General features: G+C 72.5%; 13 protein-coding genes, 1 pseudogene and 1 riboswitch. Of the genes and pseudogenes, 7 read left to right on the forward strand and 7 right to left on the reverse strand.

Annotation, left to right across the window (positions count from 1 at the left end; genetic code table 11):
• Positions 1 to 38 precede the first annotated feature (38 nt).
• The 5 genes from ACZ4VT_RS11280 to ACZ4VT_RS11300 form a co-directional block, all read right to left on the reverse strand.
• Positions 39 to 905 carry a hypothetical protein gene (locus ACZ4VT_RS11280; RefSeq protein WP_467948548.1) on the reverse strand — a complete coding sequence of 289 codons (867 nt, stop codon included), beginning with the start codon at positions 903 to 905 and terminating at the stop codon, positions 39 to 41.
• A gap of 50 nt (positions 906 to 955) precedes the next feature.
• Positions 956 to 1,870 carry a methylenetetrahydrofolate reductase [NAD(P)H] gene (gene metF, locus ACZ4VT_RS11285; protein ID WP_467948550.1) on the reverse strand — a complete coding sequence of 305 codons (915 nt, stop codon included), beginning with the start codon at positions 1,868 to 1,870 and terminating at the stop codon, positions 956 to 958.
• 167 nt (positions 1,871 to 2,037) lie between these two features.
• A complete protein-coding gene (gene thiE, locus ACZ4VT_RS11290) occupies positions 2,038 to 2,673 on the reverse strand; it encodes a thiamine phosphate synthase (protein WP_467948552.1) in 636 nt (211 codons plus the stop codon).
• 76 nt (positions 2,674 to 2,749) lie between these two features.
• A complete protein-coding gene (locus ACZ4VT_RS11295) occupies positions 2,750 to 3,115 on the reverse strand; it encodes an Rv2175c family DNA-binding protein (protein WP_362810719.1) in 366 nt (121 codons plus the stop codon).
• An 88-nt stretch (positions 3,116 to 3,203) separates the two neighbouring features.
• A complete protein-coding gene (locus tag ACZ4VT_RS11300; protein WP_467948554.1) occupies positions 3,204 to 4,439 on the reverse strand; it encodes an NAD(P)/FAD-dependent oxidoreductase in 1,236 nt (411 codons plus the stop codon).
• 81 nt (positions 4,440 to 4,520) lie between these two features.
• Positions 4,521 to 4,632: riboswitch (TPP riboswitch) on the forward strand.
• Here ACZ4VT_RS11300 and thiO point away from each other — a divergent pair.
• The 6 genes and pseudogenes from thiO to ACZ4VT_RS11330 all read left to right on the forward strand — a co-directional run.
• The gene (gene thiO / locus ACZ4VT_RS11305) at positions 4,630 to 5,799 is read left to right on the forward strand and encodes a glycine oxidase ThiO (protein WP_467948555.1); all 1,170 of its coding nucleotides are present in this window, start codon (positions 4,630 to 4,632) and stop codon (positions 5,797 to 5,799) included. Its footprint overlaps the riboswitch before it by 3 nt.
• Complete coding sequence (gene thiS / locus ACZ4VT_RS11310; RefSeq protein WP_362810728.1) at positions 5,796 to 6,026, forward strand: sulfur carrier protein ThiS; 231 nt, start codon at positions 5,796 to 5,798, stop codon at positions 6,024 to 6,026. Before thiO ends, thiS begins: the two co-directional genes overlap by 4 nt.
• 5 nt (positions 6,027 to 6,031) lie before the next feature.
• A complete protein-coding gene (locus ACZ4VT_RS11315; protein WP_362810730.1) occupies positions 6,032 to 6,826 on the forward strand; it encodes a thiazole synthase in 795 nt (264 codons plus the stop codon).
• A gap of 241 nt (positions 6,827 to 7,067) precedes the next feature.
• Positions 7,068 to 8,981, forward strand: a complete 1,914-nt coding sequence (gene pknB, locus ACZ4VT_RS11320) for a Stk1 family PASTA domain-containing Ser/Thr kinase (protein WP_467948557.1) — start codon at positions 7,068 to 7,070, stop codon at positions 8,979 to 8,981.
• A gap of 9 nt (positions 8,982 to 8,990) precedes the next feature.
• Positions 8,991 to 9,848: a deoxyribonuclease IV gene (locus ACZ4VT_RS11325; RefSeq protein ID WP_467948672.1), complete on the forward strand. Its 858-nt coding sequence runs from the start codon at positions 8,991 to 8,993 to the stop codon at positions 9,846 to 9,848.
• Between the two features lie 33 nt (positions 9,849 to 9,881).
• Positions 9,882 to 10,199, forward strand: a pseudogene (locus ACZ4VT_RS11330) (DUF4396 domain-containing protein); the annotation flags it as partial.
• Positions 10,200 to 10,217: 18 nt separating this feature from the next.
• On the opposite strand, the gene ACZ4VT_RS11335 reads toward ACZ4VT_RS11330, so the two are convergent.
• Positions 10,218 to 10,850 carry a sulfite oxidase-like oxidoreductase gene (locus tag ACZ4VT_RS11335; RefSeq protein ID WP_467948558.1) on the reverse strand — a complete coding sequence of 211 codons (633 nt, stop codon included), beginning with the start codon at positions 10,848 to 10,850 and terminating at the stop codon, positions 10,218 to 10,220.
• Between the two features lie 202 nt (positions 10,851 to 11,052).
• Here ACZ4VT_RS11335 and bfr point away from each other — a divergent pair, with 202 nt between their 5' ends.
• Positions 11,053 to 11,529, forward strand: a complete 477-nt coding sequence (gene bfr, locus ACZ4VT_RS11340) for a bacterioferritin (protein ID WP_314248774.1) — start codon at positions 11,053 to 11,055, stop codon at positions 11,527 to 11,529.
• Positions 11,530 to 11,594: 65 nt separating this feature from the next.
• Here the strand turns inward: bfr and ACZ4VT_RS11345 are convergent, their stop codons facing one another.
• On the reverse strand, positions 11,595 to 11,861 hold the full coding sequence (locus ACZ4VT_RS11345; protein WP_467948674.1) for a (2Fe-2S)-binding protein: 267 nt from the start codon (positions 11,859 to 11,861) through the stop codon (positions 11,595 to 11,597).
• Positions 11,862 to 11,915 lie beyond the last annotated feature (54 nt).

An 11,915-nucleotide genomic window follows, 5' to 3' on the forward strand; every position in this document is an offset into this window, starting at 1 on the left:
AGTGGGCGGACCGGTCCGCGGACCGGTCCGCGCGGGGGTCAGTAGCGGTACTGCTCGTACTCGCCGGGCTGGGAGTACGGGTACTGCTGCGGCGGCTCGGCCTGCTCGTCCCCCGGGTAGGGCTGGCCGGCCCCGTCGGTGGACCGCTGCTGGGGGACCCAGACCCCGCCGGGCGGGGTGTCCGTGGAGTACTGCTGCTGCCCGTAGTCGGCGTACGCGGTGTAGTCGTACGGCTGGGGCGGGGCGACACCGCCGCCGGTGCCGATGTACGGGTCCGAGTAGGCGGCGTAGACCTGCTGCTGGCCGCCCGTCGGGTAGCCGCCGGAGTAGTCGTACCCGCCGCCCTGGTTCTGCGGGTCGTAGTACGCCGCGTACTGGTGGGCGTCCTGTTCCGCCGTGGTGAACGGCGAGGCGAAGGCCGCCGTCTGGGCGGCCTCGGGGGCCTGCGCGAAGCTCTGTATCCCGTAGGACCCGGTCTCCTCGGGCACCGGTTCCGGGCTGTAGACCTCTTCGGCCGCGGCCTGGTACGGCCGCTCGTCCGCCGCCCCGTCCGCGTCCTCGTAGGCGAGCGCGGTGACCTGGAGCGCGGGCTCCCGCTGTGTGGCCGGGCTTCCGGACCGGCGGCGTCTGGACTGCCGTACGGGTTCCCCGCCACGGCGCAGGGCCCAGCCGGCGACGAAGCCCTTGCGGAAGGAGAGCGTCACCAGGGTCTGGCCCACGGCGAACGCCGCCGCGCCGGCCCCGATGACCGGCACCGACGGCAGCACCACCCCGGCGACCACGCCGAGGAAGCCCGCGAAGGCGAGCAGGCGCCAGCGGAGCCGGGCCTTGTACTGCATCAGGACCTCGGCAAGCAGCCACAGCGCGACGAAACCGAACGCGATGTAGAGGACCGTCATTCCCATGCATGGCCCCTCTCGGTACGGCCGCCGGCGCGGGAACGGGGGGCGGCCGCTCAGGCCCGCTGGTGCAGGCCCAGGTTCTCGTAGATTTCGAGAGTCGCCGTGGAATTGTTCAGCGTGATGAAGTGCAGCCCCGGGACACCCTCGGACAGCAGCCGCGCGCAGAACTCCGTGGCGAACTCGATGCCAATGGAGCGTACAGCGGCCGGATCGTCCTTGACGGCGAGCATGCGCTCTTTCACGTGCGCGGGGAAGACCGCGTTGCTGAGTTGGGGCAGCCGGTCGAGCTGCTTGATCGCCACAACAGGCATGACCTCGGGGATGATCGGGGTCTCGCAGCCCGCCTTCTCGGCGCCGTCGCGCAGCCGCAGATATTTCTCCGGATCGAAGAACATCTGGGTGATCGCGTAGTCGGCGCCCGCGCGGCACTTGTCCACGAAGTGCCGGATGTCCGTGTCCCAGTCCGTCGAACGCGGGTGCATCTCGGGGAAGGCCGCGACGCCGACGCAGAAGTCGCCGGACTCCTTGACGAGGCGGACCAGGTCGGCGGCGTAGTGCACGCCCTCGGGGTGCGCCACCCACTCGCCCATGGGGTCGCCCGGCGGGTCTCCGCGCACGACGAGCATGTTCCGGATCCCGGCGTCGGCGAACTGCCCGATGACGTTGCGCAGTTCGGCGACCGAGTGGTCCACGGCGGTGAGGTGCGCGACGGGCGTCAGGGTGGTGTCCGCGGCGATCTCCTGGGTGGCCTTCACGGTGCCGCCGCGGGTGGAGCCGCCGGCTCCGTAGGTCACGGAGACGAAGCTGGGGGATACCGCCTCGACCCGGCGCAGGGCGTTCCAGAGGTTGCGTTCGCCCTTCTCCGTCTTCGGGGCCCAGAACTCGAAGGAGTACGAGCGCCCGGACGCGAGGAGGTCGCGGACCGTGTGTGCACGATCCGACCAGGTGGAAGCGGTACCAGAGGCCATGTGGGCAGGTTAGACGCGGCCGGCCGGTCACCGAAGCGCTGTCCGCCTTTTGGACACGTTTTTGGACACTTGGTCGCGCGGCGCTGGCGAAGCACTTTCCAATCCGCTAGGGCGCGCTACGGCTGTCCGGGTGTCCGGGGTGTCCGCGGTGTCCGGGCGGACAGGACTCAGCCGAGCCGGGCCCGGACACGCTGGGCGAGCTCCGCGGCGGCCGCACCGGGGTCGGTGGCCTCGGTGAGGGCGCGGACGACCACGACGCGGGTGGCGCCGGCGTCCAGCACCTCGTCCAGGTTCGTGCTGTCGATGCCGCCGATGGCGAACCAGGGGCGGTCCTGCTCCCGCGAGGCCGCGTACCGGACCAGGCCCAGGCCGGGTGCGTGGCGGCCGGGCTTGGTGGGCGTGGGCCAGCAGGGGCCGGTGCAGAAGTAGTCCACGCCGGGCTCGGCGACGGCCGCGTCGACCTCGTCCTCGGCGTGGCAGGAACGGCCGATCAGCACTCCCTCGCCGAGGACGGCGCGGGCCGCGGGGACGGGGATGTCGCCCTGGCCGAGGTGCAGGACGTCGGAGCCGATGGCGTGGGCGACGTCCGCGCGGTCGTTCACGGCGAGGAGCCTGCCGTGGCGGCGTGCGGCCTCGGCGAACACCCGGAGGTGGTCGAGTTCCTCCCCCGCCTCCATGCCCTTGTCCCGGAGCTGGACGATGTCCACGCCTCCGGCCAGGACGGCGTCGAGGAACTCGGGGAGGTCACCCTGCCGCTTCCGGGCGTCCGTGCAGAGATAGAGCCGGGCGTCGGACAGCTGCATGGGTGAACCCCCCGTGGTGGAGGCGGTGCACGGGCGCGGGGCCCGTACACCGCGGTGGAGCGAACTGCGGATCAGGTCAGAGGGCGAGCGCCTGAGCGCGGCGCTTCACCTCCGTGCCGCGATTCTCGCTCAGCGCCTGCACCGGCGTGCCGGGCAGGGTCGGATCCTCGGTGAAGAGCCACTCCAGGATCTCCTCGTCGGTGAAGCGGTCGTCGCGCAGCACGGTCAGCAGCCCGACCAGGCCCTTGACGACCTTGTCACCGTCGATGAAGGGAGCCGGTACCTGCAGGGTGCGGTTCTCGCCCCGGCGTACGGCGATGAGCTGCCCTTCCTTCACCATCTGGCGGACCCGGGTCACCTCGATGTCGAGCATCTCCGCGATGTCGGGGAGGTGCAGCCACGAGGGGACAAGGGCATCGATCTTTGCGTCAATCTCGGTCACGGAGACAAGCCTGCCATCTCGGCTCCGCCGCCGGTACCTGGGCAGCCCGTACGGGTCGCCGCCCGCACTGGGCTGCGCCCCGGAGCCGTCAGGCCGTGGCCGACTTCAGTGGGGTCGCGGGGTCCGCCACCTTGGACGGGTCCAGTGGCACCGCCGCTTCGATGAGCTTCCGGCCCTGGGCCACGTCGCGGGGGCGGCCCACCGCGAGGACCGCGACCAGGGAGCCGGCCCGCAGCCAGCACACCGACCAGGCCGCCCCGGCCGGGTCGCCGCGCCACAGGAGGGTGTCGGCCCCGCCGTGGTGCCCGGCGTACTGCACGAAGCGCCCGAACTGCTCCGACCAGAAGTACGGCACCGGGTCGTAGACCTCGCCCGCCTCCCCGGCCGCCCGGGCTCCGGCCAGGATGTTCGCCGCGACCGTCCGCGGCCCCTGGAGCGCGTTGTCCCAGTGGTGGACGAGCAGCCGCTTCCCGTACCGCCCGGACGGGAAGGAGGCGCAGTCGCCGACGGCGTACACCCCGGGCAGGGAGGTACGCAGGTACGCGTCGGCGGTGACCGAGCCGTCCGGGCCCCGTTCCACCCCGGTCCCGGCCAGCCATCCGGTGGCGGGCCGGGCTCCGATGCCCACGACGACCGCGCCGGCCGGCAGGGCCCGCCCGTCCGCGAGCAGGACCCGGCCCTCCTCGATCCCGGCCACCTTCGCGCCGGTGATCAGCTCGGCGCCGGCCTCCTCGTACCAGCGCGCCATCGGCTCGGCGACCTCGGCGGGCAGCGCCCCCGCCAGCACCCGGTCCGCCGCCTCGACCACGGTCACCGCGCAGCCCGCCTCGCGGGCCGCGGTGGCGAACTCGGCGCCGATCCATCCCGCCCCGACGACCACCGCCCGGGGCGCGGCCGCGAGGACCGGACGCAGCCGCGCCGCGTCGTCCAGCGTGCGCAGCAGGTGGACGCCGGGGACGCCCTCGGTGCCGGGCAGGGTCAGCGGTTCGGCGCCGGTCGCCAGCACGAGGACCTCGTACGGGACCGGGCCGGCCTCGGTGTCCAGCTCGCGGTCGGCGGCCCGCAGTCCGGTGACCTCGATGCCGAGCCGCAGCTCGATGCCGAGCCCCTCGAAGTCCACGTCGAAGGCGGAGTCCTCGGCCTTGCCGAGCAGGACCGCCTTGGACAGCGGGGGGCGGTCGTAGGGCTGGTGGGGTTCGGCTCCCAGCAGGGTCAGGGGGCCGTCGAAGCCCTGCTCGCGCAGGGCGACCGCGGTCTGCACCCCGGCCATTCCGGCGCCGACGATCACGACGCCGCGCTGATTGTGTTCCGTCTGCTCGCTCACCCGGCCACCCTAGTCATCTGACGCTCCGTCAGGAATAGGTGCCGCCTTACCGGCCGTCCGCGGCCGGGTTAGTCTGGCCACCGTACCTATCGCGGGAGTCCGGCGCACCGGGCTGAGAGGGAGGCTGGCCGGCCTCCGACCGTACGAACCTGATCCGGGTCATGCCGGCGAAGGGAGGGGCTGGACGCCCATGCACTCATCTCTGAAGGGATCCGACGTCCTCGTCATCGGGGGCGGGATCATCGGGCTGGTCACCGCCTGGCGTGCCGCGGCGCGCGGGCTGCGCACCGTACTCGCCGACCCGGCGCCCGGCGGCGGCGCCGCCCAGGTCGCGGCCGGCATGCTCGCCCCCGTCACCGAACTGCACTACGGCGAGGAAGCCCTGCTGGGCCTCGGCCTCGCCTCCGCCGCCCGCTATCCGGAGTTCGCCGCCGAGCTCGCCGACGCCAGCGGCGGCATCGACATCGGCTTCCGCGCCTGCGGCACCCTCGCCGTCGCCCTCGACGCGGACGACCGCCTCCACCTGCGGGAACTGCACGCGCTGCAGCGCCGCTGCGGCCTGGAGTCCGAGTGGCTCACCGGCCGCGAGTGCCGCCGCCTGGAGCCCATGCTCGCCCCGGGCGTACGCGGCGGCCTGCGCGTGGACGGTGACCACCAGGTCGACCCGCGCCGGCTCGCGGCCGCCCTGCTGGCCGCCTGCGAGCGGGCCGGCGTGATCATCCACCGGGCGGCGGTGGAACGGCTGCTGGTCACCGCCGGCCGGGCGGCCGGAGCCGTGCTCGACGACGGTACGGAGCTGCGCGCCGGCCAGGTGGTGCTGGCGGCGGGCTCGCTCAGCGGCCGGCTGGCGGGCGTACCGGCGGAGGTGGTGCCTCCCGTACGGCCGGTCAAGGGACAGGTCCTGCGGCTGTCGGTGCCCCCGGCCTACGCGCCGTTCCTCTCCCGGACCGTCCGGGCCGTCGTCCGCGGCAGCCACGTCTACCTGGTGCCGCGCGAGAACGGCGAACTCGTCGTCGGCGCCACCAGCGAGGAACTCGGCTGGGACACCACGGTCACCGCGGGCGGGGTCTACGAACTCCTGCGCGACGCCCACGAACTGGTCCCCGGCATCACCGAACTCCCCCTCACCGAGACCCGGGCGGGGCTGCGCCCCGGCTCGCCCGACAACGCCCCGCTGCTCGGCCCGACCGACCTGCCGGGCCTGCATTTGGCCACCGGGCACTACCGCAACGGGGTGCTGCTGACCCCGCTCACCGGTGAGGTGCTCGTCGAGCTGCTGGCCACCGGCGAACTTCCGGAGATCGCGCGCCCCTTCAGCCCCCGCCGGTTCTCCGCCGCACGTCAGGAGTCGTACGCATGAGCCTTCCCGCATCCGCATCCGCATCGGTCTCCGTCTCGGTCAACGGCGAGCCGCGCGAGGTCGCGGCCGGCACCACGCTCGACACGGTGGTCGCCACCCTGACCGCGGCGCCCTCCGGCGTCGCCGCGGCCCTCAACGAGACCGTGGTCCCGCGCGGGCAGTGGCCGGCCACGCCGGTGGGCGACGGCGACCGGGTCGAAATCCTCACCGCGGTCCAGGGGGGCTGAGCGGCATGGCTGACGACCTCTTCACCCTGGGCGGCCGGACCTTCTCCTCCCGCCTGATCATGGGCACGGGCGGGGCCCCGAGCCTGGACGTGCTGGAACGCTCCCTGGTCGCGTCCGGCACCGAACTCACCACGGTCGCGATGCGGCGCCTCGACCCCACGGTCCAGGGCTCCGTCCTCTCCGTCCTGACCAGGCTCGGCATCGCGGTCCTGCCGAACACGGCGGGCTGTTTCACGGCGGGCGAGGCCGTGCTCACGGCCCGGCTGGCCCGGGAGGCGCTGGGCACGGACTGGATCAAGCTGGAGGTGGTCGCGGACGAGCGGACCCTCCTGCCGGACGGCGTGGAGCTGCTGGACGCCGCCGAGATCCTGGTGGACGAAGGCTTCACGGTGCTCCCGTACACGAACGACGACCCGGTGCTCGCGCGGAAGCTGGAGGACGTGGGCTGCGCGGCGATCATGCCGCTGGGGTCCCCCATCGGCTCGGGGATGGGCATCCGCAACCCGCACAACTTCGAGCTGATCACGGAGCGGGCGTCGGTGCCGGTCATCCTGGACGCGGGCGCGGGCACGGCGTCGGACGCCGCGCTCGCGATGGAACTGGGCTGCGCGGCGGTGATGCTGGCCTCCGCGGTGACACGGGCGCAGGAGCCGGTGCTGATGGCGTCCGCCATGCGGGACGCCGTCTCGGCGGGGCGGCTGGCGTTTCGCGCGGGGCGCATTCCGCAACGCCGCTTCGCCGAAGCCTCCTCTCCTGCGGAGGGCCGCGCTGTCCTGGACCCGGAACGCCCGGCGTTCTGACCCGCGGCTCTCCCGCTGGGGCTCCGCCCCAGCCCCCTACGGCGTTCCGCGCCCGCGCCTCACACGCCGGCGAGGCTGAAACGCCCAGCTCGCCGCACCATCCGGCCTCGCCGGCGTGTGAGGCGCGGGGTCTGGGGCGGAGCCCCAGGTGAGGGCGGCGCGGGCGGCTCGGACGTCACAGCTGCGCTGCAAGGCGGACCACCCAGGCGGGGCAGTCGCGGCGCCCCAATAGAATCGCGGCGTGGATACGACCCTGGATGACCCCCTCGTCGGGCGCGTGCTCGACGGCCGCTACCGCATCGACGCCCGCATCGCGGCCGGCGGCATGGCCACGGTCTACCGGGCCGTCGACACCCGCCTCGACCGCGTGCTCGCCCTGAAGGTGATGCACCCGGCCCTCGCCGCCGACACCGCCTTCGTCGACCGCTTCACCCGCGAGGCGAAGTCCGTGGCCCGGCTCGCCCACCCCAACGTGGTCGCCGTCTTCGACCAGGGCACCGACGGGCCGTACGTCTACCTCGCCATGGAGTACGTCTCCGGCTGCACCCTGCGCGACGTGCTCCGCGAGCGCGGCGCGCTCCAGCCGCGGGCCGCGCTCGACATCCTCGAACCCGTGCTCGCCGCCCTCGGCGCCGCCCACCGGGCCGGCTTCGTCCACCGCGACATGAAGCCCGAGAACGTCCTGATCGGCGACGACGGCCGGGTCAAGGTCGCGGACTTCGGGCTGGTCCGGTCCGTGGACTCGGTCACGAACACCACCGGATCCGTCCTCGGCACCGTCTCCTACCTGGCCCCCGAACAGATCGAGAGCGGCGTCGCCGACACCCGCGTGGACGTCTACGCCTGCGGTGTCGTGCTCTACGAGATGCTCACCGGCGCCAAGCCCCACCTCGGCGGCAGCCCCGCTCAGGTCCTGTACCAGCACCTCCACGAAAACGTCCCGCCGCCCTCCGCCGCCGTCCCGGGGCTCCCGGTCGGGCTCGACGAGCTCGTCGCGGACGCCACCGCCCGCAATCCCGAGCTGCGCCCCTACGACGCCGCCGCGCTGCTCGGCCTCGCCCGCGAGGTCCGCGGCCGGCTCAGCGACGCCGAGCTGGACGCCGTACCGCCGCAGGCGCGCGCCGAGGTGCGCTCCTCCGCCGAGGACCGCACGGGTGTGATCCCGCGCCCGGTGGCCGCGCAGCCCGTGAACCTCACCTCGCGGCTGGAGACGCTGCCCCCGCCGCCCGCCGGGCCCGCCCCGCACCGGCAGGTGCCCACCGGGCGGCCCCGCCGTGGCGTGTTCCTGATCATCGCCGGGGTGCTGCTCGCCCTCGGGGTGGGCACCGGCGTCTGGTACATCAACTCCGGCCAGTTCACGAAGGTCCCGAACCTGCTCGGCAAGACCGAGGCGCAGGCCCGGTCCCAGCTGTCCGCGGCGGGGCTCGGCGTGAAGGGGGTCGACCGGAAGTTCAGCGACGCCTTCGACCGCGGGACGGTGATGAACACCGATCCCCCGGGCGGCCGGCGGATCCGCGGCAACGGCGCGGTGACCCTCACCATCTCCCGCGGCCCCGAGGTCGTGGCCGTGCCCAACCTCAAGGGCAGGCCGCTGGAGGAGGCCAAGGCCGAGCTGACGAAGTCCGGGCTGGCGCCGGGCATCGTCACGCAGGCCTTCAGCCAGGACGTCGCGCAGGGCTCGGTGATCAGCTCCGACCCGGCGGTCGGCGACAAACGGGCGCCGGACACGGCGGTCTCGCTCGTCGTCAGCAAGGGCCGCCCGGTGCCGGTGCCGAGCGTGACGGGGCTCCCCGTCGACCAGGCGAAGGCCGGCCTGGAGGCGCTGGGGCTCAAGGTGGCGACCGCCCCCGAGCAGGTCAACTCCCCCGCGGCGGCCGGTACGGTCGCCAACCAGTCGGTCGGCGCCGGCACCCAGGCCGCGGCCGGTGACACGGTCACGCTGACCGTGTCCAAGGGCCCCCGTCTGCTTCCGGTCCCGAACGTCACCGGCCAGGACGTGGACGCGGCCCGCAAGGCACTGGAGGCCGCCGGGTTCAAGGTGAAGGTGGAGCGCCCCTTCCTCTCCTTCAGCAACACGGTGGACACCCAGTCGGTGCTGGGCGGGCTGAACGCCCCCGAGGGCAGCACCATCACGATCCGGACCAAGGGGCTGTAGGCCGCGGTGATACGCAATCCAGTCGGCGGGCACGTCCCCGTGGCGGGCGGCCTCGCCAAGGTCGGACTGCCCTACGCCCGCGAGATGGGCGCCGAGGCCGTCCAGGTCTTCGTCGCCAATCCGCGCGGCTGGGCCACCCCGGTCGGCAATCCGGCCCAGGACGAGCGGTTCCGGGCGGAGTGCGCGGCCGAGTCCATCCCGGCGTACGTGCACGCGCCGTACCTGATCAACTTCGGCTCGCACACCGAGGCCACCGTGGAGAAGTCGGTGGAGTCGCTGCGCCACTCACTGCGCCGCGGCCGGGAGATCGGCGCGCTCGGCGTGGTCGTGCACACCGGGTCGGCCACCGGGGGCCGGCCGCGCGAGGCGGCGTACGCGCAGGTCAGGGAGCACATGCTGCCGCTGCTGGACGAGCTGACGCACGAGGACGACCCGTTCCTGCTGCTGGAGTCCACGGCGGGGCAGGGTTCCTCGCTGTGCTCGCGCACCTGGGACTTCGGCCCGTACTTCGACGCGCTCGACCACCATCCGAAGCTGGGGATCTGCCTGGACACCTGCCACATCTTCGCGGCCGGTCACGACCTGGCGGAGCCGGGCGGTACGAAGGTGACGCTCGACCTGCTGGTGGACGCCGTGGGCGAGGGCCGGCTGAAGCTGGTCCACGCGAACGACTCCAAGGAGGGCGTGGGCGCCCACAAGGACCGGCACGCCAACATCGGGCAGGGCCACATCGGCCGGGAGGCCTTCGCCGAGCTGTTCACCCACCCCGCGATGGAGGGCGTACCGCTGATCATCGAGACCCCGGGCGGCGAGGAAGGCCATGCGGCGGACGTGGCGCTGCTGAAGGAGCTGCGCGGCCCGCAGTGATCCGGTGATCCCTTGAGGCATGCCCCTGGGGACACGGCACTCGGGTGGGGAAACGTGTCCACCATGATCCTGGCGATCGTGCCGGCGTTCTTCTTCGGCCACGCCCTCACCCTGCGCGGGATCCTCTGCGCCGGCGTCGACCTCCGTACGGCCATCCGGGTGCCAGTGATCGCCCTGTGGCCCGGCGCGATGGACGCGCACCTCTCGGAACCGCTGTTCTGGACGGTCCTCGCGCTCTCGCTCGCCGTCGCCTTCGTGGTCACGGTCACGGTCCCGGTCCCGGTCCCGGTCAACAAGTGGATGATCGGCCGCGGCAAGGGCCACGCGGTCGTCCACCAGTACCACCACTGAGCGTCGGCCGCCCCGGGCCTACAGCTCGGGACCGTCCCCCGGCTCCTCCTGGTACGAGTAGCGCTGCTCGCGCCAGGGGTCGCCCAGGTTGTGGTAGCCGCGCTCCTCCCAGAAGCCACGGCGGTCGGCCGTCATGTACTCGACGCCGCGGACCCACTTGGGGCCCTTCCAGGCGTACAGGTGCGGAACCACGAGCCGCACGGGGAAACCGTGTTCGGCGGTGAGCAGTTCACCGCCCTGGTGGGTGGCGAAGACGGTCCGCTCGGAAGCGAAGTCGGCCAGCCGCATGTTGGAGCTGAAGCCGTACTCGGCCCACACCATCACGTGCGTGACCTGCGGCGCGGGTGGCGCCAGGGCCAGGATCTCGCGGGCGAGGACACCGCCCCATTCGGCGCCCTGCATGCTGAACTTGGTGACGCAGTGCAGGTCCGCCACGACGGAGTCGAACGGCAGGGCCGTGAACTCCTCGTGGTTCCAGCAGTGCTTGTCCCCGTCGGCGGTCGCGCCGAAGACCCGGAATTCCCACCGGTCCGGCTTGAACTTGGGCACGGGCCCGTAATGGGTGACCGGCCAGCCCCGCTGCAGCCGCTGCCCCGGTGGAAGCTCCAGCGGCTCTGCTCCCGGAGATTCCCGGCTTTCCGGCTGACCCATGACTCCATGGTGACAGACTGCGCAGGGTGGTCATGACCAGGTCTGGACCTATTCGGGCAAGTCACGGCAACTCCCACTAAGGAGGCACTTACTGGACGGCCTCCGACGGCAGTGCAAGGATGCCCGCAGATCCCCCAGTTAGCGCTGGGAGGTACCCCCAGCCCCGTCACGTAGCTGACATTGCCTGGAAGGAGCCTCTGCGATGCAGGGCGACCCCGAGGTCCTTGAGTTTCTGAACGAGCAGCTGACCGGCGAGCTGACGGCCATCAATCAGTACTGGCTGCACTACCGCATCCAGGACAACAAGGGCTGGACCAAGCTCGCCAAGTACACGCGTGAAGAATCCATCGACGAGATGAAGCACGCGGACAAGATCACCGAGCGCATCCTGATGCTCGACGGTCTGCCGAACTACCAGCGGCTCTTCCACGTGCGCGTCGGACAGACGCTCACGGAGATGTTCCAGGCGGACCGCCAGGTCGAGGTCGAGGCCATCGACCGGCTCAAGCGCGGCATCGAGGTCATGCGCGGCAAGGGCGACATCACCTCGGCCCGCCTCTTCGAGGAGATCCTGGAGGACGAGGAGCACCACATCGACTACCTCGACACCCAGCTGGAGCTCATCGATTCCCTGGGCGAGCCGCTCTACATCGCGCAGCTGATCGAGCAGCCGAGCTGACAGCCGGCCGTCGGTTCATCGGCCGCCCGTCGATCCAGAGGCCGACCCGGCCGATCAGGAGCCGATCAGGCCGCTTCCGCCAGTGCGGGCGAACGTGCCGGCGCCGTCTCGGCGGCGAGCACGGCCACCGCGTCACCCTTCTCCAGCAGCTCCCGGCGCGGGCAGGCGCCGCGGCCGAGTATGCCCTGGATGGTGCGGACGCAGGAGCCGCAATCGGTGCCGGCCTTGGTGGCCGAGGCGATCTGCCGCGGGGTGCAGGCCCCGGCGGCCGCGTGGTCCTTGACCTGCTTGTCGGTGATCCCGAAGCAAGAGCAGACGTACACGCGGTTCACCTCCCTGGGCGGAATGGTTCGACGAGCCATCCCCTTTTCGGTGAGGCTTACCTA

The organism is Streptomyces sp. NPDC029164 (genome assembly GCF_055563995.1).